Raw genomic sequence first — 26221 nt, forward strand, 5'->3', positions numbered from 1 at the left:
TTTTTCAGCATACGATAAATCTAAAGAAAAAGCCGTTCTGCTTGGACGGCAGAACGGCTTTTACGGTCAGCGGCTAAAGGAGCAGGCGAGATCGGCCACCTCATGATGCCGTTCGTCAAAAAAGCGAACACCGATTTTAGATTTGCTTACGTCCACAATGGCGTACGTTTTTTCACGCCGCCCGCGCGGAAGGGAGATGCTGCCGGGGTTTAAATAAAGCACACCGTCGGCCATTTCCGCGCCCGCAGTGTGCGAGTGTCCGAAAAACACAAAGTCGGCTCCGGTTTCTTTTGCCTTCATCGCTAAATTAGTTAAGGTCATTTTAATGTTGTACCGGTGTCCGTGCGTTACAAATACGCGGCAATCTTCCACACTTTCCAGAATGTCATTCGGAAACTGGTCCTCCGTGTCGCAATTTCCGCGCACGATCGTGAATCCGTCAACAGCCGGGTCCTCTGCTGTCAGCTCCGAATCTCCGCAATGAATCAGCGCGTCCACTTTTCCTCCGTAACGGCGTTTCAAGTCTGTTAAAATGCTGTCCCATCCATGATTATCACTTACAATTAGCATTTTCATTTTCCGTCACCTGCCCATTCAGGCAATAGCGCCTGCAGATTGTGTAGTGCCTTTGCACGGTGGCTGATGGTGTTTTTTTCTTCCGGAGAGATTTGCGCCATCGTGACTGCGTAGCCTTCCGGAATAAAAAGCGGATCATAGCCGAACCCATTTTCTCCGGTTTCCTCAAAGGCAATGGTTCCTTCACAGTAGCCATTTGCGAACAGCGGCTCCCGGTCATCCGGAAATGCGACAGCCAGCACACAAGCAAAGCGGGCACCGCGCTCGTCCGCTGGCACATCATGAAGCTCAGCCAGCACTTTTTCATTGTTGGCGCGGTCATTCTTTTCTATTCCCGCATATCGGGCTGAATACACACCCGGACGGCCATTTAGTGCATCGATGACAAGTCCTGAATCATCGGCAATCGCAGGCTTTCCAGTGAGACGGGCAGCCGAATCTGCTTTTAACAGCGCGTTTTCCGCAAAGGTTTCGCCTGTTTCCTCCACGTCCGGCAGCTCCGGATAGTCAAGCAAAGTTTTGACCGTTATGCCAAGGGGCTCAAACAAACGGGCAAATTCCTTTGCTTTCCCTGCATTTTGAGTAGCGACAATCACCTCATTCATCGACTGACTTCCTTTCCTGAATCAAATCAGCTGCAACGCCAAGCACATCCGCTTGAAAGCCGAACAGCTCTTTCATAGCAGCCTGAGCTGATTCTAAAAGCTGTTGAAGCTCTGTCATGGAGAAAGTAGCTTCTTCTCCCGTTCCCTGCACTTCCACAAACTGACCTGCTCCGGTCATCACAACATTCATATCCACTTCTGCACGGCTGTCTTCTTCATAGTTCAAGTCGACCACGACGCCCTGCTCCTTGACGATGCCCACGCTGGTTGCCGCAAGAAAATCTGTGACGGGATAGCGTGGAAAATCCTTTTCAATTGCCAGCTCATGCAATGCCATGGTCATTGCCACAAAAGCTCCTGTAATCGCAGCCGTTCTCGTGCCGCCATCGGCTTGTATGACGTCACAGTCAATCCAAATCGTCCGTTCCCCGATCACATCGAGGTCCACAACGGCGCGCAGAGCCCGTCCGATCAGCCGCTGAATTTCCATCGTCCGCCCCGTTACTTTTCCTTTCGTGGACTCCCGCATATTGCGCTGGCCTGTTGCCCGCGGGATCATGGAGTATTCAGCCGTTACCCAGCCCTTTCCGCTCCCTCTCATAAAGGGCGGCACACGGTCTTCAATGCTCGCTGTGCAAATCACTTTTGTGCTGCCGACTGAAATCAGCACCGATCCTTCCGGGTGTGTTAAAAAGTTTGGTTCAATTTGAACCGGGCGCAGTTCTGTTTTTTCTCGTCCGTCTGTACGCATACACATTCCTCCGTTTTTTTGCTGCTTCCGCTGTTCATTTTCCGGAATTTCCGTTCATCTGTCAAATGTTCACTCAGCTGTTACCTGACTTTCTGCATTGACAAACAATGGCGCTGTCAGCGATACAGGCAGCGGCTCACCTGTTTCCATTTTCACGTCCGGGTGCCCGTCGACTGTAATGGAGATGCTTTCAATATTGGCGGATGCAGCAAGCGTCAACGCAAGCGGCTTTAACAGCTGGCTTGATACGAGTGCCTCTCCATTATTCTCTAGAACTGATTCATTTAATTGAAGCGATGCCTGTCCTTTTTGAACAGATGGTGTGCCTGTTACCGCTGCATCCGCCGGCCAGGTGGTCATGAGTCCGCTTCCCGGGACAGGACCTTTCGCGAGCTCTGATACAGCGGCGGAAATGATATCCGTTGTTTCGGCCGGGATGCGGCGCGTAACCGGCACGAAGTACGGCCCCTGTTCGTTTTGAGCGGTATAAAACACCGTCAGCGGCTTTGTCGCTCCAGTATGTGCGTAATCTGCTTTCATATTGATTCCATCCTCGCGCTTCATTCCGCCCGCTGCAATGGGCAAGCCGGCCTTTGGCATGGCGTCCAGCTTTTCACCGTTCAGCTTGACCTGCACCCGTTCAGCCTGGCCCATCCCCGTCACCGTCCAGGTGATTGCCGACGCAACCAGCAGCTCTTCCTCTGCAGGATAATCTGCAAAGCTTCCGCCCAAGCTGACGGTTGCCGTTTTTCCTTCGACCTCTACATTTTGAATGACGGTTCCTTCTGGCAATGGAGATGTAAATCCTTCCGGCAAGGTGCCGGCCGCCAATGCTTGCAGTGCTGCTTTTTCAGCATTTTCCTCCGCTGGAATGGAGACCGCCTGCGGCACAAGCAGCCCATTTTGATCCGTTGCGTACAGTTCAGCCATCATGTTTTCTTCAGCGGCAGCCGGGCTTTCGTTTTTTTCCTCTGTATACACGACTTTGATCGGAAGTCCCTCCTCCGGCTCCACTCCGCAGCCAGCTAACAACAGCAACCCCAGTCCTATTCCTGCTTTTTTCATTTGATCCGCTCCTTTTCATCGCTGTTCATCCATATATATGCGGTCAAATAAAAAAAAGCCGGCATTAGGCCAGCTGAATTTTTTTTGTATTTAAGTTTATGTCACCAAGCCAGTCTTTTGCAATGGTGTTAAATGATCTGATGCTGCCTGTCGTAAAAAACCGGTGATCGGCCGTTTCACTTTCCGCCAGCATGTCATTAAACTCAAGAATGGCACTGACCCCCCGAGCCGTTTCGTCTCCCGAGCTGATGACGGACACTGAATCACCCATGTAATCCGCAATAATCGGCTCTAAAAGAGGATAGTGGGTACACCCTAATATAACGGTATCCGCCAGCGTGTTTTTCAGCGGCGCAAGCGTTTGGGCAACGATTTGTTTTGCGCGTTCACTCCGGTATTCCCCGCTTTCCACAAGCGGCACAAAACCCGGACAAGCGAGTGAATACACTTCAACATCTGGATTAATGGCTTCGATTGCTTTTTGATACGCATGACTTTTCACCGTTCCAGCCGTTCCAAGCACCGCAATGTGACGGTTTTGGGTTTGCTTGATCGCGGCCCTGGCGCCCGGCTGAATGACCCCGACAACCGGAATGGGCAGCTCGCGCTTAATTTCATCGAGTACAACGGCGGTAGCGGTATTACAGGCGATGACGAGCATTTTCATGTCGTACCGTTCTAAAAAGCGAGTCATCTCCCACGTAAACTGACGGACTTCTCCCGGCAGCCTTGGTCCATATGGACAACGGGCCGTATCCCCTACGTAATAAATCGTTTCTTTCGGCAGCTGACGCATCATTTCTTTGGCAACCGTCAGCCCGCCGACACCTGAATCAATGACGCCAATTGGTCTATTCAACATGCCCGCCTCATTCCGCTTTCATTTCGATGTGCATTTTGTTTAAAAGGTTGTTCAGCTGTGCCGTTTCTTCTGCTGAAAAGTTATTCAGTACGCCGTCGACATATTCCTGGCGCCTTTTAATCACATCTTTAATAATGTTTTCGCCTTCTTCAAGCAAATGAATACGGACGATGCGGCGGTCTTTTGTGTCTTTGACTCGCTCCACCAATCGGGATTTTTCCATCCGGTCAATAAGATCGGTTGTTGTACTGCAGGCTAAAAACATACGCGAGGACAAATCGCCGATCGTCGTGTCCCCTTTTTCATATAAAGAATGCAGCGCAATAAACTGCGGCGGCGTGATCATGTAATCATTTAAAATTTCTCGTCCCTTTTGCTTAATAATACCGTCGATATGGCGTAAATTCCGCTCAATATCAGCAACGGCTTCTCCCGAACTGCTTTGTGTGAGAGACATTTCTTTGCACCCTTTCATATGTAAAACGATATGCGATTCTTCGTCTATTTTCCCTGTTTATGGACCAAAATGCAAGCAAAGGAAAGCCGCGCCATCGATTGGCGCGGCTGCCGTGCTATAAGGTCAGCTCACCGATGCGGAGCAATTCCACAATGGCCTGTGCCCGGCCTTTTACGCCGAGCTTTTGAATCCCATTTGAAATGTGATTCCGAACGGTTTTTTCGCTAATTCCAAGCTCCTCTGCAATGTCATGAGTCGATTTCCCGTCAACCAGCCGCTTGAATACATCCTTTTCCCGTTTCGTTAAAATCAACGCTGCCACAAACCACGTCACCCTTTCAAAGTGCAGCCCGTTTTTTGTTTAGCCGCCGCTTCTTTATCATATGCGCGTTTGCTTTAATTGGTTTTCGTTAACAGCTGTTTTGTCGACGGATGAAACGGCACCGGACGCCCTGTTAACTGGTTAAATTGCACAATCGTCCCTCTGCCGGTTAACACAACCTCGTTTTTTTCATTGACAGCTTTGTAATGAAGGTCACAGGAGCTGTTTCCGAAGGCAGCGGCTTTCACGAAAATCCGAAGCGTTTCATGATAATACACCTGCCGGATGTAGTCGCACTGTAAATCTGCGACGACAAACACAAGCTCATCCTTTTCCCAGTTTTTCCTCAAGCCTTTTTCACGAAAAAAATGAATGCGCGCTTCCTCAAAATATTTAAACGCGATCGTATTATTTAAATGCCCGAGCATATCAATTTCAGAAAAACGGACGACCGTTTCCCAATAGGTATCGAATTCCCCGGACCACTCCTCCCAATCAGCTATGTATGACGGTTTTTTCATTAAGACACCTCATTTTATGAATGGTTATTCATTTGTTTTGCAAAGAAAACCTCCAGCACAAGCTGGAGGTTCTTCCCGTTTAATCGACCGCGTGGTCACTGCCAAAAAAGCTGCGGAAGGACTGAATGGTTGTATCACGGTTTAATGCTGCAATGGACGTTGTAAGCGGAATGCCTTTCGGGCACGACTGAACGCAGTTTTGCGAGTTGCCGCAATTGGCCAGGCCGCCATCGCCCATAATCGTCTCCAAGCGCTCATCACGGTTCATGGCACCTGTTGGATGCGCGTTAAACAAGCGAACCTGTGACAATGATTGCGGACCGATAAAGTTCGATTTGCTGTTTACGTTCGGGCAAGCCTCAAGGCAGACACCGCACGTCATGCATTTCGACAATTCATATGCCCATTGACGCTTCCGCTCCGGCATACGCGGGCCAGGACCAAGATCATACGTGCCGTCGATTGGCACCCAGGCTTTCACCCGTTTTAACGAATCAAACATCCGGCTCCGGTCCACCTGCAGATCGCGAACAACAGGGAATGTGTTCATCGGCGCCAGACGGATCGGCTGCTCCAGCTTATCAACAAGAGCTGTACATGACTGGCGCGGCTTGCCGTTAATGTTCATCGAGCACGCACCGCACACTTCTTCGAGACAGTTCATGTCCCAGTTGATTGGCGTTGTTTTTTCCCCTTTTTTGTTTACAGGGTTGCGGCGGATTTCCATCAGCGCGGAAATCACGTTCATATTCGGGCGGTATTCTATTTCAAATTCTTCATCATACGGAGCAGAGTCGACAGCATCCTGACGTGTAATAATGAAGCTGATTGTTTTTTGCTCGCTCATTATTTCTCCTCCTTTTTCTTCGAGTAATCCCGTTTACGAGGCGGAATGAGCGATACGTCAATCTCTTCATAATGGAAGGCTGGCGCTGTATTTTCACCTGTAAACGAGGCCATCGTTGTTTTCATGAATTCATCGTCATTCCGTTCCGGGAAGTCCGGCTTGTAGTGCGCGCCGCGGCTTTCGTTCCGGTTCAACGCCCCGATTGTGATGACACGGGCTAAATGAAGCATGTTCTTCAGCTGGCGGGTAAACATCGCGCCTTGATTGCTCCATTTCGCTGTGTCATTAATATCAATGTTTTTGTACCGCTCTAAAAGCTCGACAATCTTATCATCTGTCTGCTTTAATTTGTCGTTGTAACGGACAACGGTCACGTTGGCTGTCATCCACTCGCCCAGCTCTTTGTGAAGAACATAGGCATTTTCCGTTCCTTTGTTCATCGACATAATATCATTCCATTTTTCCTGCTCCTGCTTGACGTGATTGTCAAATACAGTAGATGAAATGGAATCTGCGCTTTTCTCAAGACCGCTAATGTAACGGACTGCATTTGGTCCTGCCACCATTCCGCCGTAAATCGCTGAAAGAAGCGAGTTTGCGCCAAGACGGTTTGCACCATGCTGTGAATAATCACATTCACCCGCTGCGAAAAGACCCGGAATATTCGTCTGCTGATCATAATCAACCCACAAGCCGCCCATCGAATAATGAACCGCAGGGAAAATTTTCATCGGCACTTTACGCGGATCGTCACCCATGAATTTTTCATAGATTTCGATGATGCCGCCAAGCTTTACATCAAGCTCATGCGGATCTTTGTGCGAAAGATCCAAATACACCATGTTTTCACCATTAATGCCGAGCTTTTGATTCACACACACATCGAAAATTTCACGCGTCGCGATGTCACGCGGCACGAGATTTCCGTACGCCGGGTATTTTTCCTCAAGGAAGTACCACGGCTTTCCGTCTTTATATGTCCATACACGGCCGCCTTCACCGCGCGCTGATTCACTCATCAGGCGAAGCTTATCGTCGCCAGGAATCGCTGTCGGGTGAATCTGGATAAACTCACCGTTCGCGTAATGAACGCCCTGCTGATACACAATGGAAGCGGCTGAGCCTGTATTAATAATGGAGTTTGTTGACTTGCCGAAAATGATGCCAGGACCGCCTGTTGCCATAATGACAGCGTCACCCGGGAACGACTGAATGTCCATCGTTGACAGGTTTTGTCCAACGATGCCGCGGCAAATGCCTTCATCGTCTACGATCGCGCCAAGAAATTCCCAGCCTTCGTATTTGGTCACAAGACCGGCTACTTCATAGCGGCGAACTTGTTCATCAAGTGCATATAAAAGCTGCTGCCCTGTTGTGGCACCGGCAAACGCGGTACGGTGATGCTGTGTACCTCCGAAACGGCGGAAGTCGAGAAGCCCTTCCGGTGTCCGGTTAAACATAACGCCCATCCGATCCAGCAGGTGGATAATACCAGGAGCTGCTTCAGCCATCGCTTTTACCGGCGGCTGATTCGCTAGGAAATCGCCTCCATAAACGGTATCATCGAAGTGCTCCCACGGAGAATCCCCTTCTCCTTTTGTATTAACGGCACCGTTAATTCCGCCCTGCGCACAAACGGAATGAGAACGCTTTACCGGAACTAGTGAAAATAATTCAACTGCTGTTCCGGATTCCGCTGCTTTAATCGTAGCCATCAGACCAGCTAGTCCGCCACCGACTACGATAACTTTACCTTTACTCATTGTGAGGTCCACTCCCTTTTCCGGTTCTATCTTCTACCTATCTGATGGAACCCGATTCATTGCCGGTTTTACAAAAATGCAAAAATAGAACGCATTCCGATTACAGATAATGCGACAAAAACAAACAGTGTTGCGTATGTAACGATTTGCTGTGAACGCGGTGATACGGCGATGCCCCAGCTCACGCAGAAAGACCAAAGGCCATTTGCAAAGTGGAAAATTGCTGCAAGTACACCAACTATGTAAAAAGCAACCATGAATGGATTATCTAAGATATTCTCCATCATTTGAAAGTTCACTTCCGCACCGAGTGCAGCTTGAACCCGTGTTTCCCATACATGCCATGCAACAAACACAAGTGTAATGACACCCGTCCAGCGCTGCAGGATAAACATCCAGTTACGGAAGAAGCCAAAGCGTCCCGCATTGTTTTTCGCCGTAAAAGCAATATACAGCCCGTAAATAGCATGAAACAAAAGCGGCAGGAAGATAATAAACGTTTCAAGCACAAGTACAAACGGCAAGCTCGCCATAAACCCTGCAGCCTGATTAAACGCTTCTTCCCCTTTCGTCGCAAAATGATTGACGACTAAATGCTGCGTCATAAACAGCCCGACCGGTATGACACCGAGCAATGAGTGCAGCCTGCGGTAAAAGAACTCTCGATTGTCAGCCACCATTTTCCCCCCTCAATCTTGAAGCATCCGACAAATAGTTTGATTATTCGCACATGGCTTCATCTCTTAATCTTACGATGTGACAAGTACATTTTACTCCCATAAAGTACTAGCGTCAAGGAAAGGTGGGCACATTTTTGTCCGGCTTTTCGTGCGGAATATGCTTTTTTTAAAGCGGTTAATTGTATATAATGTTGAAAGAGAAAGCGAGGAATTCACTTTGACTATTGAAAACGAAGAACAGGGACTGACTAAAGCAAAAACAGCGTCTGTTTCTTTCTTTGGCTATGAATTGATTCGAGACGTTTTAATGGGAGAGCTTTTAGGAAAAGACGCTGATGATGTGCTGTACTGGGGAGGAAAAACACTTGCCCGTCGTTTTCCTTGTACGGACACAGACGAATTGGCGGCCTTTTTTCAGGAAGCAGGCTGGGGCATAATTGTCCTTGTGAAAGAAACAAAAAATGAACGGCTCTATCGTTTATCCGGCGGAATGGCAGAACGCCGAATTGATACACAGACGACTCCATCCTTTACGCTAGAAAGCGGCTTTGTCGCAGAACAGATGTCTTCTCACTTTGATAAAGCAGCGGAAGCGATTTTCCAATTACATAAAAAAACCAAGCATGTGGACATTACAGTCAAATGGGAATAGACCGCTCTCGTAGCGGTCTATTCATGCTGTTGAAAAAAGAATGTGTCAATGAAAAGTAGATGATGTTATCTCTTTCTCAAAGCTAATGTGCTTGTACGAACACAGTTCGGGCGGCTTCTGCAGGACTTCGCGTTCGGAGGGGCGGGCGGTGAGCTAACTTTTGTCGCTTCGCTCCAAAAGTGGATCTCACCTAGCCCGCTGATCCCTCCCGAGTCTTCGTCCTGCGCCAGCCGCCCTGGTGGGGAGGAAAAGCAGATTGCAAAACGAAAAATGGAAATGGTTCTGAGTGGAAAGAAAGCGATGAGAACCCTCTGATTTTCACTATGTAGGAAAAGCAGGCTTCCTTCTTGATGTCAAACGTTTTCAAGAATAGCTGTCAGTCATTCACTTTGTTCCTTTAAAACCACTACGGGCGGAGGGAGGCCGGCGTAGACTCTCCGCGAAACTGGCGGGCAGGTGAGATCCGGCTTTGGCGCGCCAGCGACAAAGACTAGCTCACCGCCTGCTTCGCAGAAAAGCGGAGCCGGCAGCCCGGAGCCCCTGAATGTTCTTTTCTAGAAAAATAGCCTATTTTTTGCTAAGTAAAAAAAGGAAACACTCTCGAAAATCCTCTGGTTTCTCTTGACACGTTTGTTTTTCAACACTATAGGAATAGACCGCTCTCGTAGCGGTCTATTTTTCTGCGAGTGCCTGTAGGACAGCATCGGCGGTTTTTTCGGGGATGCCGGCTGCTAGGATCTCTTCTTTTGATGCTTCCTTCAGCTTCTTCAACGAGCCGAATGCTTTCAGCAGCTGCTTTTTGCGCTGCGGTCCGACGCCTTCAATATCATCGAGTACCGACTGAAAAGCACCTTTGCCACGAATTTGCCGGTGAAAGGTAATCGCGAACCTATGCACTTCATCTTGAATACGCTGAAGCAAATAAAACGCCTGACTGTTATGCTTGAGCGGCACAATTTGAAGCGGATTCCCGTAAAGCAGCTGGGACGTACGGTGCCGATCGTCCTTCGCCAGCCCCGCAATCGGAATATCGAGCCCTAGTTCATTCACTAAAATATCACGGGCCGCCTCAATCTGCCCCTTCCCGCCGTCAATCACAATTAAATCCGGCAGCGGCAGCCGGTCGCGCAGCACCCGTGTATACCGGCGCCGAATCACTTCACGCATGGAGCCGTAGTCGTCCGGTCCCTGCACCGTTTTAATTTTATATTTCCGGTATTCTTTTTTCTCCGGCTTGCCGTCAATAAACACAATCATGGCGGAAACAGGGGCTGTCCCCTGTATATTGGAATTATCGAATGCTTCAATCCGAAGTGGAATGTGGATATTCATCGCTTCACCGAGCTGCTCGGCTGCTTTGATCGTCCGCTCTTCATCCCGGTCAATGAGGGCAAACTTTTCGCGCAGTGCGGCTTTTGCATTGTTTTCAGCAAGCTTAACCAAATCTTTTTTCTTGCCGCGCTGCGGTTTGGTGATCGGTACGCCGATCAGCTGTCCGGCAAGCTCTCCGTCCACTGCATCGGGAAGCAAAATCTCCTTCGGTTTAAAATGCTCCGGCGCTTCGTAAAAACGTCCTAAGAAAGTAAGAAATTCTTCTTCAGGCTCACTATAGATCGGAAAAGTAGAAACGTCCCGTTCAATCAGGCGCCCCTGCCGGATGAAAAAGACCTGCACACACATCCAGCCCTTATCGACGGTCCATCCAAACACATCACGGTCGGTTAAATCCGCCATATTCATTTTCTGCTTTTCCATCAACGTGTCAATATGCGCCATTTGATCGCGGTATTCCTTGGCCCGCTCGAATTCCAGCTTTTCAGCCGCCTCCATCATTTTGCTTTGAAGCTCTTTTTTCACTTCCTGATGTCCCCCATTTAAAAAACGGGTGATTTCGGCTGCCATTTCCTTATAGGCTTCATTTGGCACTTCTTTTACACAGGGAGCGAGGCACTGCCCCATATGATAATAAAGGCAGACCCGGTCCGGAAGCGTCGAACACTTTCGAAGCGGATACAAACGGTCTAGCAGCTTTTTCGTTTCGGAGGCGGCGTAGGCATTTGGATACGGACCGAAATATTTCGCTTTATCCTTTTTCACCTTCCGTGTAATGATCAAGCGCGGATGGCGTTCGGCCGTCAGCTTAATAAACGGATAGCTTTTGTCATCCTTCAGCATAATGTTGTATTTCGGATCATGCTTTTTAATTAAATTCAGCTCTAATATAAGGGCTTCAAGATTGGAGGATGTAATAATGTATTCAAAATCAACAATCTCACTGACTAATCGGGTCGTTTTCGCGTCATGTGACCCTGTAAAGTACGATCGCACCCGGTTTTTCAACACCTTTGCTTTCCCGACATAAATGATGGTGCCGTGCCGGTCTTTCATTAAATAACAGCCTGCCTCATCCGGCAGAATGGCCAGTTTATGCTGGATCAACTCATTCATAAGATGCACCTCTTTCGTACAAAAAAAGCGCCCCGGCAAAGCGGGACGCCTCTTGTTTATTACGCGTTGCGGTTGATTAGTTCTTCAAGCGCTTCTTTTGGCTGGAAGCCGATGACTTTATCAACCGGCTGACCATCCTTGAAAAGAATTAGCGTCGGAATGCTCATTACGCCGTATTCGCCAGCGGTCTGTTGATTTTCATCAACGTCAAGCTTGACGATTTTCACTTTGTCGCTCATTTCTGTGTCTAATTCTTCTAGTACAGGAGCGATCATTTTGCACGGTCCGCACCATGGTGCCCAAAAGTCCGCGAGAACGAGTCCGCTTCCTGTTTCAGTTGAAAAGTTTGCATCAGTTGCTTTTACGATTGCCATGTATAAATACCTCCTAAAGTTTCTGCATCATACGGACAGTATATCACCGTTTTTTTGCGTTAGCTATTATTTTGCTTACCCGTAAAAAAACAGCCTCAAACCACGAGGCTGTTCAAAAGAACGAATTAAACTGTTCCCGCTTTTACTTTTTTAAACTCTTCGGTCAGCATCGGCACGACATCAAAAAGATCGCCGACGATGCCATAGTCTGCCACATTAAAAATGTCTGCCTCCGGGTCTTTATTAATGGCAACGATCACCTTGGAATTGGACATGCCGGCTAAATGCTGGATGGCTCCTGAAATGCCACAGGCGATGTATAAGTCCGGTGTAACCACTTTGCCTGTCTGGCCGATTTGCAGAGAGTAGTCGCAGTAATCGGCATCGCAGGCGCCTCGTGAGGCACCTACCGCACCGCCGAGGACATCTGCAAGCTCCTTCAGCGGCTGAAATCCTTCCGCACTTTTAACGCCGCGGCCTCCCGCAATAATGACCTTTGCTTCGGATAAGTCTACCCCTTCTGCTGATTTCCGAACAACGTCCTGAATAATGGTCCGCAGGTCAGAAATGGAAGCGGATACAGAAAAAACCTCACCCGACCGCGATTCGTCTTTTTGGAGCGGTTCGATGTTATTCGGGCGTACAGTGGCGAGCAGTAGTCCTTCTTGAATGGCCACTTTCTCAAACGCCTTGCCGGAATAAACCGGCCGTGTAAAATGAATGTCCCCGTTTTCTTCTTCAACAGCCGTTGCATCTGACACGAGGCCCGCGTCCAGCTTTGCGGCTATTTTCGGTGACAGATCTTTTCCGAGAGCGGTATGCCCCATCACGATTCCTTCCGGCTGCTCCTGGTCAATCACAGCCTGAAGCGCCTGGGCGTACCCATCAGATGTATAATGAGCAAGCTTTTCGTCTTCAACAATGAGCACACGGTCTGCTCCGTAATAAATCAGCTCCTGCGCCAGCGATTGCACGGAGTCACCGATCACAACGCCGATCACCTCTCCGCCCTGTGCCATTGTCTTCCCCGCTGCAATCGCTTCGAATGTGACATTTCTGAGCTGTCCGTCACGCGTTTCTCCCAGTACAATGATGTTCTTTGACATGAATAATCCCCCTTGTGAAATCAGATGACTTTTGCTTCAGAGCGGAGCAGGCTGGCCAGTTCCTTTACTTGATCGGACAGGTCGCCTTCAAGCACCCGGCCTGCGGATTTGGCGGGCGGCATAAAAATATCAATGGTTTTGGTTTTCGGTGCGACATCATCTTCTTCTAAATCCAGATCATCCAGCTCCAGTTCTTCGAGTGGCTTTTTCTTTGCTTTCATAATGCCCGGCAAAGACGGATAACGCGGTTCATTTAACCCTTGCTGGCAAGTAACGAGAAGCGGAAGCGTTGTACTGATTTTCTCCGAGTCTCCTTCTACATCGCGGGTAATCGCTACATCTGTTCCATTGATTTCAATATCGGTTATCGTCGTGACGTACGGAATGCCCAGCCCTTCTGCTACACGCGGCCCTACCTGACCGCTTCCGCCGTCGATTGCCACGTTCCCGGCTAAAATGAAATCGACTTCTTTGTTCTTCAAAAAAGCCGTCAGGATTTTGGCTGTCGTATGCTGATCCCCTTCATCCAGGTCTTCTTCTGAATTAATGAGCACCGCTTGATCCGCCCCCATCGCAAGCGCTGTCCGAAGCTGTTTTTCCGATTCGTCGCTGCCGACGGTCACCACGGTTACTTCACCGCCATGCGCGTCCCGGAGCTGGATGGCTTCTTCAACCGCATATTCGTCATATGGATTAATGATAAATTCCGCCCCGTCTTCTTGAATGCGTCCCCCTGACACCGAAATTTTCTCCTCTGTATCAAACGTTCTTTTCAGCAGCACATAAATATTCATGTGGTTCCCTCCCCATTGTCCGTTCTGTTACTGATTTGAAAAGCCGTTCAGCAGCATCTTTGTGACATCCGGTGCCGATGCGGCCAAATCATATTTTTGATCATTCATGACCCATGTCGTGATCATTTCATCCAGCGTGCCGAAAATCATTTGACGGGCAAGCCGAATGTTTAAATCCGGCCCGAATTCCCCTTTTTGCACGCCCGTTTGCAGCACCTCGTCAATAAGCAGCAAATATTCTTTTAAGACCTCATTAATTTTTAAGCGAAGCTCTTTATTGGACTGGCGCAATTCCAGCTGTGTGACAACAGCTAAATGCGGGTCTTCTGTCAGCAGTATAAAGTGGTTTTGTACGAGAAGCTCCAGCTGCGCAGCGGCTGTTTCCTTTGTTTGAATGCTTTCCTTTGTTTTAGCTGCAAACGTCCCCATTTTTTCCTGGAATAATGAAATGAGGATGTCCTCTTTGTTTTTAAAGTATAAATAGATCGTGCCGTCTGCAACGCCTGCCTGCTTGGCGATTTTGGATACCTGCGCCTGATGGTAGCCGTTTTCAGCAATCGCGACAACAGCGGCATCGATGATTTGATGATATTTTGGTTTGTTTTTTTTCATGAAACAAGCCGCCTTCCTGTGAAATCAATAATGAATGACTATTCATTCATGATATTATCTTACCGCCAATCACTGATTTCGTCAAGAAGACCGCTTTGTTTATTCTGCTGGCTGATCGTTTTTTTGTTTTTCTTCGTCAATAAGGACGCGGCGAAGGATTTTGCCGACTGCTGTTTTCGGCAGCTCTTTCCTGAATTCATAAATACGCGGCACTTTAAAAACAGCCAGGTGGCTTCTGCAAAAGTCGTCCAGCTCTTTTTCCGTAATGTGCTGTCCTTCTTTTAAGACGATAAAGGCTTTGACGGTTTCTCCCCGGTAAGGGTCCGGCACGCCGACGACGACCGCTTCTTGAATGGCATCGTGCTCATATAATACTTCTTCCACTTCCCGTGGATAAATGTTAAAGCCGCCGGCAATAATCATATCTTTTTTCCGGTCCACGATGTAAAATAAGCCCTGCTCATCCATGTAGCCGATATCCCCTGTTAAAAACCAGCCCCCTTTAAACGACTGCTCTGTTTCGTCCGGACGGTTCCAATAGCCTTTCATTACTTGCGGACCTTTCACCGCAATTTCGCCTTTTTCGCCTGGCTGCTGCACCGGCTCTCCTGTCTGCATGGATAAAATCACCGCATCTGTATCGGGCCACGGGACACCTACACTGCCCGGAACGCGCGCTCCCCAAATGAAATTAGCATGCGTAACCGGCGATGTTTCTGTTAGCCCATACCCTTCAACAAGCTTGCCTCCTGTTACCGCTTCGAATTTTTGCTGCACCTCGACAGGAAGTGGAGCGGAGCCGCTAATACAGGCATCGATCGACGATAAATCATATTGATGAATGTGGCCGCTGTTTAACAGTCCGATGTAAATGGTCGGTGCGCCTGGAAAAATCGTCGGCTTTTGCTTTTGAATGGTTTTCAGCGTTGTTTTCACATCAAATTTCGGCAGCAGAACCATTTTATACCCTTGCATCACGCCGAGAATCATAACCGTGGTCATGCCGTATACGTGAAAAAAAGGAATAACGCCTAAAATGACCTCTTCACCCGGCCGGTATTTGTACATCCATGCACCGCACATGGATGCATTGGCCACCAGGTTTTTATGTGTCAGGATGACTCCTTTCGGAAATCCGGTTGTCCCGCCCGTATACTGTAGAACGGCTGGATCGCGATCAACATCTGTTTGAAGCGGCACTTCCTTCGCTGGTGATTCTTCCATAATTTTTGTGAAAAAGTGATTGTTGTTTCGATTTTCCACTTGAACGACGATGCCGGTTTGCTTTTTTTGAATAAATGGGTAAATAACGTTTTTCGGAAATGGAAGATAATCCTTGATAGCGGTTACAATAACATGTTCCAATGGCGTGCTGCGAATGATCTTTTGCAGGCGCGGATAAAGCAGGTCAAGGACAATCATGGCTTTCGCTCCGCTGTCTTTTAACTGGTACTCCATTTCCCTTTCTTTATAAAGCGGGTTAAACTGGACGACGACGGCACCTGCGTACAGCACACCGTAAAAGCTGATCACTGCCTGTGGTGTATTCGGGAGCATGATCGCCACCCGGTCCCCTTTTTGAATCCCAATCTTTTTCAGGTAAGCAGCCATTTTCAGCGCAGACTCGTGCAGTTCCTTGTAGGAAAGCTCCTTGCCCATAAACTGTATAGCGGTTTTGTCTCCGTACTCAGCTGCCGCTTTTGTTAAAAATAATGGAAGCGGCTGATCCGGGTACACAATTGAATGAGGTATTTCCTCCGGATAATGGGCAAGCCACGGTTTATCAGACATCTTCATCCACCCCTTTGTGAGAAGAATTCGTTCTCTCTTCAGTATAATGAATAATGATTCATTTTACAACAAAAGAAAGCCGAACGCATTCGTTTGGCTTTTCTTCTTTTCAAACTCTTTTGTTTTAAGTTCTGCTCTACTTCATCCCCTTAATTCATCATCATATATATGACGCCAATGATAAAAAATGCGGCACAGCAGCCAATTAACACCTTTGCCAGGGTTTCCATGCGTTTATTCCTCTTTTCTTACAGCAGAGCCGCGCCAATCATGTACGACAGTCCTGCTGATATCACGAATGAAATAAAGCCGACCGCGCGGTTATCCCGTTCGATTTCTTTGTCTACGTTAAAGCTGGGCGTTAAAAACTCAAACATAAAATAACCGCTCAGCAGCAGAATAAAGCCGAAAATCCCCCATCCTGCCATCGTTAAAACGGAGTCATTATGCAAAATAGAATGGCGGAATATATTCGCAATGCCGAAAATTTTGCCGCCTGTGGCCATTGCCACCGCCATGTTGCCTTTTTTTATTTCTTCCCAGTTTCGATAGGACGTCACCAGCTCAAACAAAGCGAGGCACAGAATAATGCAGATCGTCGCAATACTGTAATAGCCCGCTAGCTGCACATATTGATTTTCCCAAAAACCGGTCATATTCCCGCCTCCTTACTTTAGTTCGGCAATAGTGACGCCGAGGCCCCCTTCGCCCGAGCCGCCAAACCGAATTGATTGAACCATTCGATGCTTCGTTAAATAGCCGCGCACGCCTTTCATTAAAGCGCCGGTTCCTTTTCCGTGAATAATCGATACCTGGTGATAGCCTGCTAACAGGGCGTCGTCTAAATACTTCTCCACGCGCTTCAGCGCATCCTCATAGCGCTCGCCTCGCAAATCCAGCTCAGAAGACACATGAAAGTCTTTTCCGCGGATGGTTGCGATCGGCTTTGGCTCTTTCTTTTTCTCCGACTTGATAAACTGCATATCGGATTCGGCGACCTTCATCTTAATGATGCCCATTTGAACAACCCACTCGTCGCCAGCCGCTTTTTCGATAATGCTGCCTTTTTGGCCAAAGCTGATGACTTTCACTTCATCGCCCGGCTTCCACTGGCGCTTCGCCGGTTCTATCGCCGGTTTTTTCGTTTTTTGCTCCGGAACGGCGCCTTCAAGCCGCTTTCTTGCTTCAATCAGCTCGTGCTCCTTCATCCCGGCTGCCCCGCTCATCCGCATCGCACGCAGCTCTTTCATCACGTCTTCTGCTTCTGCACGTGCTTTTTCAACGATGGCCGCTGCTTCCGCACGCGCTTTTTCTTCCATTTTTTCTTTTTGCTCGTGATAAGCAATGACTTCTTTTTGCAGGTCGCGGTGCAGCTTTTCTGTATCGCGCAAATAGTCACGTGTTTCTTTTTCATGCTGCTCGGCCAGTCGGCGGCTTGTATCCAGTGCCGCAATCATATTGTCCACTTCATGAGAATCAGCGCTGATCATGCTGCGGGCATTTTCAATAATCGCTGAGTTAAGACCAATGCGCTTTGAAATTTCAAATGCGTTGCTTCGGCCCGGAATGCCGATTAAAAGCCGGTACGTCGGGCTGAGTGTTTCCACATCGAATTCCACGCTGGCGTTAATCACCTGCTCGCGGTTGTAGCCGTATGCTTTTAGCTCCGGGTAATGGGTGGTCGCAATGATCCGGGCTCCGCGCGCAATCACTTCATCTAAAATGGAAATAGCAAGCGCTGAACCTTCCTGCGGGTCTGTTCCTGAGCCGAGCTCATCAAACAGAACGAGGCTTTCGTGATCAATTTCGTTCAGCATGCCGGCAATGTTCACCATGTGAGAGGAGAAGGTACTTAAATTCTGCTCAATTGACTGCTCATCCCCAATGTCGGCAAAAACCGATTGAAATACCGCTGTTTCCGAGCCGTCCTCCGCCGGGATAAATAAGCCTGACTGTGCCATTAAAACGGACAGGCCTGTTGTTTTTAACGTAACCGTTTTACCCCCTGTGTTCGGTCCGGTAATGACGATTGCCGTATAGTCCCTGCCGATTTCAATATCACTGGCCACCGCTTCATCCGCGGGCAGCAGCGGGTGGCGTGCTTGAATATAATGAATGTAGCCTTCTTCGTTTAAGAGCGGCTTCGTGGCATTCATCGAACGGGCAAATTTCCCTTTTGTAAAAATAAAGTCGATCTCCGAGAGCATTTTGGTCATCGTGAACAGACCCGGTGCGTGCTCCGCTGTTTCAGCAGACAGCTCGCGCAGAATCTTTTCAACCTCGTACTGCTCCTTCACGGTCAGCTCACGAAGCTCATTGTTCAAATTCACGACAGATGCCGGCTCGACAAATAATGTTTGCCCGGAAGAAGACTGGTCGTGGACGATGCCGCCGTAATGAGAACGGTATTCCTGCTTGACGGGAATAACGTACCGGTCATTTCGAATCGTCACAATGGCATCTGACAGCATCTTCTGGGCGCTTTGGCCGCGCGTCAGGCTTTCGAGCTTGGAGCGGATGCGTGATTCTGCCGACCGCATACCATGGCGAATATGGCGCAGGGCATCGCTCGCTGAATCAAGCACACGTCCGTTTTCATCTACTGTATGCTTAATTTTATGCTCAAGATCGGTCAGCACCGGGATCATCGCCGTTTTTTCCGGCAAAATGCGCAGCGTCACCTGTCCTTCTGAGCGGACATCCTCAATAAACTTGCGAATGTGCCGGCTCGCCGCAATGGTCGAAGCAATTCGCATCAGTTCAACACCGCTCAGCACACCGCCAATTTGCGCCCGTTTGGCGTGAGGACGGATGTCATAAATACCGGCAAGCGGCACGTTTCCTTTGATCCGGATGACCGCTGCCGCTTCTTCCGTTTCATCGAGCCACTGCTGTACTTCTTCTGGCTTATGCGACGGCTTCAGTTCCTCTGCAAACGAACGGCCGGCTTCAGATGATGCATGCTGGGCCAGTTTTGCGATAATTTTATCAAATTCAAGTGTTGCAAGCACTTTTTTGTTCAAGGTCGTTGCATCTCCTTTAATGGCGTTACAAGCTGCGGATAAAGGACATGAATGCTGCTTTTGGCCACGTATTCACAACCGTTTCCGGCCGCAGCCATCCTTTTCTGCCCGCACTTGCGCCTGTTTCCATAAATTCTAAGTGTTCAATGGCATGGGCATCTGTATTGATCATCAGCTTCGCCCCGGCCTCCTGTGCCATTTTTAAATGAACGGCGGATAAGTCAAGACGATGCGGATTCGCGTTTAATTCAAGCGCTGTATTCGTTTCAGCTGCAAGGCGAATTAATTCCTCCATGTCCACCGAATATCCGTCGCGGCGCCCAATAATCCGGCCGGTCGGATGAGCAATCAGCTTTACGTACGGATTGTAAAGAGCTGTTTTCAGCCGCTCCATAATTTGCTCCTGCGGCTGCGAAAAGCTTGAATGGATCGACGCAATGACGAAATCAAGCTGTTTGAGCACGTCATCCTCATAATCGAGCGTGCCGTCCGGCAAAATATCCATTTCAATCCCGGACAAAATTTCGATATCTGTAAATTTTGCATTCCATTCTTTTATTTCTTCATTTTGACGGAGCAGCCGTTCCGCAGACAGGCCATTTGCGACCTTTAAGTAATAAGAATGATCGGTAATGGCCATATACTCATATCCGCGCGCCCGGCACGCTTCAATCATTTCTTCAATGGAGAAAGCGCCGTCTGACCAGGCCGTGTGCATATGCAGATCACCTTTTATATCCGTCAGCTCAATAAGCGTGCTCTCCTCGTAATGATCCGTTTCCGTTCCGTCCTCCCGAATTTCCGGCGGGAAAAAGGGCAAGCCAAGATGGTGATAAAGCGCGGCTTCATCTTCAAACGTTTGGACTGTGCCATCCGGCTGCTCGATGCCGTATTCGCTTACTTTTTCATTTCGCTCTTTGGCAATCTGGCGGATTTTCACGTTATGGTCTTTTGAACCGGTAAAGTGATGAAGGGTGCTTGCGAACTGCTCCGGCTCAACGATGCGGAAATCGATGGACAGATCGAATTCACCGTCGATGATGACCGATACCTTCGTCGGGCCGGCGGCAATAATTTCTTTGATTCCGTCCATTGCAAGCAGGTGCTCCTTGGCTCGCTCCGGCTTTTCTGATGCCACAATAAAGTCCAGGTCCTTGACCGTTTCACGCAGCCGTCTGAGGCTCCCAGCTCTTGAGTAGCGAACGATGTCCTCACACTCGTTTACGTACCGTTCGATTTGTTCAGCGATCGGCAGGACGTACATAATCGGCAGACGGTCTGGCTGGGTGCCTGCTTTTTGAACGGCCGCTAAAATTTTCTCTTCTGTTTTGGCGCCAAAGCCAGCAAGTGCCTGTACCTTATGCTGCTCGCACGCTTCCTTTAATTCAACCATGTTGGTGATGCCCAGCTCCTTGTAAAGCTTGGCGATCTTCTTGCCGCCGAGCCCCGGCAGCCCTAAGAGCGCCACAAGCCCTTCCGGTACTTCGCCGGACAGCTCTGTCAGCACCGTGGACTCGCCCGTCTCTATGTACTCGGCAATCACCGCAGCGGTGCCTTTGCCGATTCCGGACAGCTTCGTCACGTCCTCGATTTCAGACAGGCTTCTGTCGTCCTGTTCAAGCGCGGCGGCTGCCTTGCGGAACGCTGATATTTTAAAGGGGTTGTCACCTTTTAACTCCATGTATACAGCAATTTTTTCAAGCAATCGGATAATGTCTTTTTTATTTACCATTTCAGTCACCTGCTTTTCTTTAATAGTAGCAGAAAAAAACTCCTCTACCAAATAGGAGAGAAGTTTTCAGCCATTGGCGGCGTTTCGGTTTTTCACACGGCTCATTTCCATTTTCATTTGTTCTAATTCTTCTTCCATTTTTAAATAATCATTCACCATATTAACAGCCGTCAGAACCGCAATTTTCTGCGTATCAAGCGAAGCATTGCGGCTCCCGATTTCACGCATTTTGTCATCAACCATTTCCGTTACACGGCGAATATGGTATTCTGATTCAGTTCCGATAATCGTATACTGAGATCCGTAAATGTCAACTGTTAGGCGAGTCTTTTGTCCGTTCGACAAATGCAAGGCCCCCATTTCTGTTGCAATTCTGTTATATATCATACCATGAGTCATTTCCTGTGAAAAGGAAGAAAGTTTGGAGGAGTGTCGAATTGAGTCATACTGTGCTTGTTGTCACCCGCGATACACTTGAAAAAATGAAGGCGCATTACGGCGTTCCAGCTTCTCTGCCAGCCGGTGCCGTCTTTGCTGCAAAAGTGGACGGCTGCTCTGTGACAGGCTACCGCTCGGGGAAAGTGCTGTTCCAGGGCAAGCGGTCAAGTGCTGAATCCGCAAAGTGGGACGGCCAAAAATCGGAGCCGAAGAAAAAGAAGGTGTCTGCCCCGAGCGGCCTGCTGCCAGAGGGGTTTTCCAGCTTATCTGTCGCTGGAAGTGATGAAGTCGGCACAGGCGATTACTTTGGTCCGATCACGGTCGTCGCCGCTTATGTCGAAAAAAGCAGAATTGCCGAGCTGTCTGCCATCGGTGTCCGTGATTCCAAAGATATGAAGGACCCTGAAATTATATCTATTGCGAAAAAATTAGTTAAAGACATCCCATACAGTCTGCTTATTTTGCACAATGAAAAATACAACGATTTGCAGGAAAGCGGCATGTCGCAAGGAAAAATCAAAGCGATTCTGCATAATCAGGCGCTCGGCAAGCTGCTCGAAAAAATCGCCCCTGAAAAACCGGAAGCGATTCTCATTGACCAATTTGCGGAAAAGCCGATTTATTACCGTCATGTAAAGGGACAAAAAAACATTGTCCAGGAAAACGTGTATTTCAGCACAAAAGGAGAAAGCATCCATATCGCCGTCGCTGCCGCTTCCATTATCGCCCGCTACGCCTTTTTAAAGGAAATGGATCTTTTGTCTGAAAAAGCCGGATTTTCAATCCCAAAAGGAGCCGGGCCAAAAGTAGACGAAGCCGCCGCCCGTTTAATCCGCACGTATGATGAAAGTGTGCTGCGCCATTTCACGAAGCTGCACTTTGCCAATACCGGAAAAGCGAAAAAACTGTAATATGGTGGCGAAATCCTGCGACATTTAACGCCGGTATTTATGATTTACCGCTGATATAAAGGCGCTATCGCCGGTATGTTGATGATACCGGCGATAGACAGGCGGATATCGGCGTTATTTTCACTTTATCGGCGATCGACCGGTACATGTCAGCGATGGGTTGATTTTATCAGCGTTAGTGGTCTCCAACACAATAAAACAGGCAGCCGCTGATGGCTGCCTGTTTTATTTTATGTCCGCAAATCTGCGTTAGCTTTTTCTTTCAATGCTGTCAGTACTTTTTCGTGAACAGCCGTGACTTCTTCGTCTGTTAACGTTTTGTCCGGATTCACGTACGTCAGGGCAAAGGCAACGGACTTCTTGCCTTCCTCCATCCGCTCTCCTTCATACACGTCAAACACATGAACATTCGTCAGCAGGCTTCCGCCTGCTTCTTTAATAATCCCTTCAAGCTCCGCTGCTTTCACTGCACGGTCGACGACAAGCGCGATGTCGCGGCTGATCGACGGAAAGCGTGGAATCGCTGTGTAAGACAGCTCTTCACGTGCCGCCTGAAGAAGGACGTCTAATTTTAATTCAAACATATACGCTTCTTTTAAATCCACTTCTTTTGCCAACGCCGGATGAAGCTGGCCGACAACCCCAATCGGCTGGCGATCGAGCAATACAGATGCCGTCCGTCCTGGATGGAAGCCTTCTGGTCCTGCTTGTTCAAACGAAAGACGATCCGTCAAGCCAAAGCGCGCCGCAAGTCCTTCAATAACTCCTTTTACAGCAAAGAAATCGGCTGGTTTTTTCTCTCCTTGCCATACATGCTCCTGCCAGAGTCCTGTGACAATTCCGGCAATGCGCTCTTCTTCCTTCGGCTGAACATTCTCGCCTTCATTTAAGTAAACAGCACCTGTTTCATATAAAGAGGCCGATCCCATCTGGCGCGCACTGTTGTAAGAAGCCACTTCCATTAAGTGCGGAAGAAGACTTTCACGTAAAAACGCCCGCTCTTCACTCATCGGCATGGCAAGTGCGACCGGCTTCCGTACTTCAAGGGCGAATTGTGTGGCTCGCTTTTCCGATGTCAGGGAATACGTGACCGCCTGGTAAAAGCCTGCTCCTTCTAAATAACGGCGTGCTGTACGGCGCCCCAGCTGGTACGGAGACAATCCGCCCGGCAGTGATTCCCCTTCCGGCAATGTCAATGGAATGTGGTCATAGCCGTAAAGGCGCGCCACTTCTTCTGTTAAGTCTTCCGGAATCGTAATGTCACCGCGGCGTGTCGGTACTGTGACTGTAATTTCATCGCCGTTTGTTTCCGTTTGAAATTGAAGACGGCTGAAAATATCTTCAACCCCGCCCATTTGGAGATCCGTTCCGAGACGTGTATTTAAGCGGTCCAGTGTAATCGACACTTTTTTAGGCTCCGGCGCGTATTCTCCCGCCACGACACTCCCTGCAAGAACCGTTCCGCCGGCAAGCTCGGCCATCAGCTGCGCTGCGCGGTCACATGCTGCCTTCACGCGGGCAGGGTCCACACCTTTTTCAAAGCGGGCACTTGCTTCCGAACGAAGACCATGTGCTTTTGAAGCGGCACGTACAATTTGCCCGTCGAAATAAGCCGATTCAATCAAGACATTAACGGTTCCAGCATGCACTTCTGAATTGGCGCCGCCCATGACGCCGGCAAGTGCGATCGGCTCTTTGCCATTGGTAATCACAAGCTGGTCCGCTGACAGCGTCCGTTCTGCATCATCAAGCGTTACAAACGTTTCGCCTTCTTCAGCGCGGCGGACGACGATTTCACCTGTTCCGACACGGTCCAGATCAAACGCATGAAGCGGCTGTCCGTATTCCATCAGCACGTAGTTGGTAATGTCAACCACATTATTATGCGGACGAACACCGGCATTCATTAGAAGCGTCTGCATCCAAAGCGGTGATGGACCGACTTGGACGTTTTTCACAACCCGCCCGATGTAAACCGGGTTGTCTTCCGGTGCATCAATGCGAATTTGAACAGCTTCGGCAGCATGTTCATTGCCCTCAGCAGGATTCGGCTGCGGGATGGTGACAGAACGGCCTAAAATGGCTGCCACTTCGTACGCCACGCCAATCATGCTCAGGGCGTCCGAACGGTTCGGCGTCAACGACAATTCTAAAATGGCGTCGTCACGGTTTAAGGCAGCCAGTGCATCTTCACCCGGTGTGACATCGTTTGGAAAGTTGAAAATCCCTTCCGCATATTCTTTCGGATTCAAGCGGCTTTCGATGCCCAGCTCTGACAGCGAGCAAATCATGCCGTTTGATTCTTCGCCGCGAAGCTTTGCGCGCTTAATTTTAAAGTTGCCCGGAAGCACAGCTCCAGTTCTCGCAACGGCTACATACTGGCCGGCATCGACGTTTTTTGCACCGCAAATAATTTGTACCGGCTCTTCCTCGCCAACGTCAACCATACATTTGCTTAGTTTATCCGCATTTGGATGCTGCTCGCGCGATTGCACGTACCCGACAACGATTCCTTTCATGTCAGAAGCAGGCATGTCCACTCCTTCTACTTCAATGCCGGCACGGGTGATTTTCTCCGCCAGCTCTTCTGGTGACTGATCGGCAATGTCAACGTATTGCGACAGCCATTTATATGAAACAAACATGTGTGAATTCCTCCTTATTCGTGTACAGAAAATTGCTTTAAGAATCGCATATCGTTCGTGTAAAAATGGCGGATATCGTCAATGCCATATTTCAGCATCGCGATGCGCTCCTGCCCCATGCCAAACGCAAAGCCGGAATAAACCGTTGAATCAAACCCGGCCATCTCCAGCACATTCGGGTGGACCATGCCGGCGCCAAGCACTTCAATCCAGCCGGTTCCTTTACAGATCGAGCAGCCTTTGCCGCCGCACATGCAGCTGACGTCTACTTCAACAGATGGCTCTGTGAACGGGAAAAAGCTTGGACGCAGACGGATTTCACGGTCTTCACCAAACATACGCTTCGCAAACGCATCAAGCGTTCCTTTTAAATCACTCATGCGAATGTTCTCGCCCACCACAAGGCCTTCAATCTGGTTAAACTGATGTGAATGGGTCGCGTCATCGCTGTCGCGGCGGTACACTTTGCCCGGGCAAATAATCTTCACAGGCCCCTTGCCTGCATGCTTCAGCATCGTCCGTACTTGAACCGGTGATGTGTGTGTCCGCAGCAGCAGTTCAGGCGTAATGTAAAAAGTATCCTGCATGTCGCGCGCCGGATGGCCTTTCGGCAAATTGAGCGCTTCAAAGTTATAATAATCCTGCTCGACTTCAGGCCCTTCCGCGATCGTATACCCCATGCCGATAAATAAATCTTCAATTTCTTCGGTGACACGCGTAAGCGGATGATGACCGCCAAGCTTCACCGGACGTCCAGGCAGCGTCACATCAACGGATTCTTCTGCCAGCTGCTTTTGAATCGCTTCTGCTTCAAGTGAGGACTGCTTTGTTTCAATCGCTGTCGTAATGGCTTCCCGAACGACATTCACAAGCGCCCCCATTTTCGGCCGCTCTTCAGCCGAAAGCTTACCCATTCCTTTCAACACTTCGGTGACTGGTCCCTTTTTGCCAAGATAGGCCACACGAATGTCGTTTAATTCCTTTAGATCCTGTGCAGCTGCCGCTTTTTTAACGGCTTCCTCCTGCAGTTGTTTCAACTGTTCTTCCACGATTTTTCCTCCTTTTTGGCAACAAAAAAAGCCCCGTTCCCGGAAAGGGACGAGGCTTCTGATATCGCGGTACCACCCTTTTTAACGCGCACGAAATCACGCGTTCACTTCATTCAGATAACGGTTTAAACCGGTGTGCCTTTACACTCTTGTGGTCCAAGCACCGGCTCGGGAGGTGAACTTCAGCCAGTTCTTTT

Annotated in this window: 25 protein-coding genes and 1 other annotated feature (1 of these 26 cut by a window edge); of the genes, 2 read left to right on the forward strand and 23 right to left on the reverse strand. The window is 49.0% G+C overall.

All coding sequences use genetic code 11. From position 1 onward, the window contains the following. Positions 1–66 precede the first annotated feature (66 nt). The 11 genes from BW952_RS03560 to BW952_RS03610 all read right to left on the reverse strand — a co-directional run bounded on the left by BW952_RS03560 (position 67) and on the right by BW952_RS03610 (position 8446). On the reverse strand, positions 67–576 hold the full coding sequence (locus BW952_RS03560; RefSeq protein WP_045851742.1) for a metallophosphoesterase: 510 nt from the start codon (positions 574–576) through the stop codon (positions 67–69). Beyond that, positions 573–1181 carry an XTP/dITP diphosphatase gene (locus tag BW952_RS03565; RefSeq protein WP_045851741.1) on the reverse strand — a complete coding sequence of 203 codons (609 nt, stop codon included), beginning with the start codon at positions 1179–1181 and terminating at the stop codon, positions 573–575. The genes BW952_RS03560 and BW952_RS03565 overlap by 4 nt, the downstream gene beginning before the upstream one ends. Then, a complete protein-coding gene (gene rph, locus BW952_RS03570) occupies positions 1174–1932 on the reverse strand; it encodes a ribonuclease PH (RefSeq protein WP_045851740.1) in 759 nt (252 codons plus the stop codon). Before rph ends, BW952_RS03565 begins: the two co-directional genes overlap by 8 nt. A 69-nt stretch (positions 1933–2001) precedes the next feature. Continuing rightward, complete coding sequence (locus BW952_RS03575; RefSeq protein ID WP_045851739.1) at positions 2002–2997, reverse strand: GerMN domain-containing protein; 996 nt, start codon at positions 2995–2997, stop codon at positions 2002–2004. A 64-nt stretch (positions 2998–3061) separates the two neighbouring features. Beyond that, positions 3062–3856 (reverse strand): glutamate racemase, encoded by a 795-nt coding sequence (racE, locus tag BW952_RS03580; RefSeq protein WP_045851745.1) that lies wholly within the window; start codon positions 3854–3856, stop codon positions 3062–3064. Between the two features lie 10 nt (positions 3857–3866). Further along, a complete protein-coding gene (locus BW952_RS03585) occupies positions 3867–4316 on the reverse strand; it encodes a MarR family winged helix-turn-helix transcriptional regulator (protein ID WP_045851738.1) in 450 nt (149 codons plus the stop codon). 115 nt (positions 4317–4431) lie between these two features. After that, positions 4432–4638 carry a helix-turn-helix domain-containing protein gene (locus BW952_RS03590; protein ID WP_094031938.1) on the reverse strand — a complete coding sequence of 69 codons (207 nt, stop codon included), beginning with the start codon at positions 4636–4638 and terminating at the stop codon, positions 4432–4434. 74 nt (positions 4639–4712) lie between these two features. Further along, positions 4713–5159 carry an acyl-CoA thioesterase gene (locus BW952_RS03595; protein WP_045851736.1) on the reverse strand — a complete coding sequence of 149 codons (447 nt, stop codon included), beginning with the start codon at positions 5157–5159 and terminating at the stop codon, positions 4713–4715. Between the two features lie 79 nt (positions 5160–5238). Further along, positions 5239–6006 carry a succinate dehydrogenase iron-sulfur subunit gene (gene sdhB / locus BW952_RS03600; RefSeq protein ID WP_045851735.1) on the reverse strand — a complete coding sequence of 256 codons (768 nt, stop codon included), beginning with the start codon at positions 6004–6006 and terminating at the stop codon, positions 5239–5241. Further along, positions 6006–7769 carry a succinate dehydrogenase flavoprotein subunit gene (sdhA, locus tag BW952_RS03605; protein WP_045851734.1) on the reverse strand — a complete coding sequence of 588 codons (1764 nt, stop codon included), beginning with the start codon at positions 7767–7769 and terminating at the stop codon, positions 6006–6008. Before sdhA ends, sdhB begins: the two co-directional genes overlap by 1 nt. 68 nt (positions 7770–7837) lie before the next feature. Continuing rightward, on the reverse strand, positions 7838–8446 hold the full coding sequence (locus BW952_RS03610; protein ID WP_045851744.1) for a succinate dehydrogenase cytochrome b558 subunit: 609 nt from the start codon (positions 8444–8446) through the stop codon (positions 7838–7840). 220 nt (positions 8447–8666) lie between these two features. Here BW952_RS03610 and BW952_RS03615 point away from each other — a divergent pair, with 220 nt between their 5' ends. Beyond that, the gene (locus tag BW952_RS03615; RefSeq protein ID WP_052698503.1) at positions 8667–9101 is read left to right on the forward strand and encodes a YslB family protein; all 435 of its coding nucleotides are present in this window, start codon (positions 8667–8669) and stop codon (positions 9099–9101) included. Positions 9102–9773: 672 nt separating this feature from the next. Here BW952_RS03615 and uvrC read toward each other — a convergent pair. The 10 genes from uvrC to zapA all read right to left on the reverse strand — a co-directional run bounded on the left by uvrC (position 9774) and on the right by zapA (position 21326). After that, complete coding sequence (gene uvrC / locus BW952_RS03620; protein WP_045852363.1) at positions 9774–11549, reverse strand: excinuclease ABC subunit UvrC; 1776 nt, start codon at positions 11547–11549, stop codon at positions 9774–9776. Between the two features lie 59 nt (positions 11550–11608). Further along, positions 11609–11923 carry a thioredoxin gene (gene trxA / locus BW952_RS03625; protein WP_045852362.1) on the reverse strand — a complete coding sequence of 105 codons (315 nt, stop codon included), beginning with the start codon at positions 11921–11923 and terminating at the stop codon, positions 11609–11611. A gap of 125 nt (positions 11924–12048) precedes the next feature. Continuing rightward, a complete protein-coding gene (locus tag BW952_RS03630; RefSeq protein WP_045852361.1) occupies positions 12049–13029 on the reverse strand; it encodes an electron transfer flavoprotein subunit alpha/FixB family protein in 981 nt (326 codons plus the stop codon). Positions 13030–13049: 20 nt separating this feature from the next. Continuing rightward, positions 13050–13823 (reverse strand): electron transfer flavoprotein subunit beta/FixA family protein, encoded by a 774-nt coding sequence (locus tag BW952_RS03635; RefSeq protein ID WP_045852360.1) that lies wholly within the window; start codon positions 13821–13823, stop codon positions 13050–13052. Positions 13824–13850: 27 nt separating this feature from the next. Then, a complete protein-coding gene (locus tag BW952_RS03640) occupies positions 13851–14435 on the reverse strand; it encodes a fatty acid metabolism transcriptional regulator FadR (RefSeq protein WP_045852359.1) in 585 nt (194 codons plus the stop codon). A 99-nt stretch (positions 14436–14534) separates the two neighbouring features. Further along, positions 14535–16226, reverse strand: a complete 1692-nt coding sequence (locus tag BW952_RS03645; protein WP_045852358.1) for a long-chain-fatty-acid--CoA ligase — start codon at positions 16224–16226, stop codon at positions 14535–14537. Between the two features lie 248 nt (positions 16227–16474). Continuing rightward, entirely contained in the window at positions 16475–16882 is a 408-nt protein-coding gene (locus BW952_RS03650; protein WP_045852357.1) for a DUF350 domain-containing protein, read from the reverse strand. A 12-nt stretch (positions 16883–16894) separates the two neighbouring features. Further along, positions 16895–19249: an endonuclease MutS2 gene (locus BW952_RS03655; RefSeq protein ID WP_045852356.1), complete on the reverse strand. Its 2355-nt coding sequence runs from the start codon at positions 19247–19249 to the stop codon at positions 16895–16897. 25 nt (positions 19250–19274) lie between these two features. Further along, complete coding sequence (gene polX / locus BW952_RS03660; RefSeq protein WP_045852355.1) at positions 19275–20981, reverse strand: DNA polymerase/3'-5' exonuclease PolX; 1707 nt, start codon at positions 20979–20981, stop codon at positions 19275–19277. 66 nt (positions 20982–21047) lie between these two features. After that, complete coding sequence (gene zapA / locus BW952_RS03665; protein ID WP_045852354.1) at positions 21048–21326, reverse strand: cell division protein ZapA; 279 nt, start codon at positions 21324–21326, stop codon at positions 21048–21050. 92 nt (positions 21327–21418) lie between these two features. Here zapA and rnhC point away from each other — a divergent pair, with 92 nt between their 5' ends. Continuing rightward, positions 21419–22330 (forward strand): ribonuclease HIII, encoded by a 912-nt coding sequence (gene rnhC, locus BW952_RS03670; RefSeq protein WP_045852353.1) that lies wholly within the window; start codon positions 21419–21421, stop codon positions 22328–22330. Between the two features lie 230 nt (positions 22331–22560). Here rnhC and pheT read toward each other — a convergent pair whose 3' ends face one another. Further along, positions 22561–24975, reverse strand: a complete 2415-nt coding sequence (gene pheT, locus BW952_RS03675) for a phenylalanine--tRNA ligase subunit beta (RefSeq protein WP_045852352.1) — start codon at positions 24973–24975, stop codon at positions 22561–22563. A gap of 14 nt (positions 24976–24989) precedes the next feature. Beyond that, positions 24990–26024, reverse strand: coding sequence for a phenylalanine--tRNA ligase subunit alpha (gene pheS / locus BW952_RS03680; protein WP_045852351.1), 1035 nt, complete (start codon positions 26022–26024; stop codon positions 24990–24992). 42 nt (positions 26025–26066) lie between these two features. Next, positions 26067–26221 (reverse strand) — a binding site (T-box leader) (it continues 77 nt past the right edge of the window).

Origin of the sequence: Domibacillus enclensis, from assembly GCF_900156125.1 — a bacterium.
Lineage (GTDB): Bacteria > Bacillota > Bacilli > Bacillales > Domibacillaceae > Domibacillus > Domibacillus enclensis.

Coding starts and splice junctions, on each gene's coding strand:
- BW952_RS03560 (WP_045851742.1), bottom strand. CDS start 576: ATGAAAATGCTAATTGTAAGTGATAATCATGGATGGGACAGCATTTTA.
- BW952_RS03565 (WP_045851741.1), bottom strand. CDS start 1,181: ATGAATGAGGTGATTGTCGCTACTCAAAATGCAGGGAAAGCAAAGGAA.
- rph (WP_045851740.1), bottom strand. CDS start 1,932: ATGCGTACAGACGGACGAGAAAAAACAGAACTGCGCCCGGTTCAAATT.
- BW952_RS03575 (WP_045851739.1), bottom strand. CDS start 2,997: ATGAAAAAAGCAGGAATAGGACTGGGGTTGCTGTTGTTAGCTGGCTGC.
- BW952_RS03585 (WP_045851738.1), bottom strand. CDS start 4,316: ATGTCTCTCACACAAAGCAGTTCGGGAGAAGCCGTTGCTGATATTGAG.
- BW952_RS03595 (WP_045851736.1), bottom strand. CDS start 5,159: ATGAAAAAACCGTCATACATAGCTGATTGGGAGGAGTGGTCCGGGGAA.
- sdhB (WP_045851735.1), bottom strand. CDS start 6,006: ATGAGCGAGCAAAAAACAATCAGCTTCATTATTACACGTCAGGATGCT.
- sdhA (WP_045851734.1), bottom strand. CDS start 7,769: ATGAGTAAAGGTAAAGTTATCGTAGTCGGTGGCGGACTAGCTGGTCTG.
- uvrC (WP_045852363.1), bottom strand. CDS start 11,549: ATGAATGAGTTGATCCAGCATAAACTGGCCATTCTGCCGGATGAGGCA.
- trxA (WP_045852362.1), bottom strand. CDS start 11,923: ATGGCAATCGTAAAAGCAACTGATGCAAACTTTTCAACTGAAACAGGA.
- BW952_RS03630 (WP_045852361.1), bottom strand. CDS start 13,029: ATGTCAAAGAACATCATTGTACTGGGAGAAACGCGTGACGGACAGCTC.
- BW952_RS03635 (WP_045852360.1), bottom strand. CDS start 13,823: ATGAATATTTATGTGCTGCTGAAAAGAACGTTTGATACAGAGGAGAAA.
- BW952_RS03640 (WP_045852359.1), bottom strand. CDS start 14,435: ATGAAAAAAAACAAACCAAAATATCATCAAATCATCGATGCCGCTGTT.
- BW952_RS03645 (WP_045852358.1), bottom strand. CDS start 16,226: ATGTCTGATAAACCGTGGCTTGCCCATTATCCGGAGGAAATACCTCAT.
- BW952_RS03650 (WP_045852357.1), bottom strand. CDS start 16,882: ATGACCGGTTTTTGGGAAAATCAATATGTGCAGCTAGCGGGCTATTAC.
- polX (WP_045852355.1), bottom strand. CDS start 20,981: ATGGTAAATAAAAAAGACATTATCCGATTGCTTGAAAAAATTGCTGTA.
- pheT (WP_045852352.1), bottom strand. CDS start 24,975: ATGTTTGTTTCATATAAATGGCTGTCGCAATACGTTGACATTGCCGAT.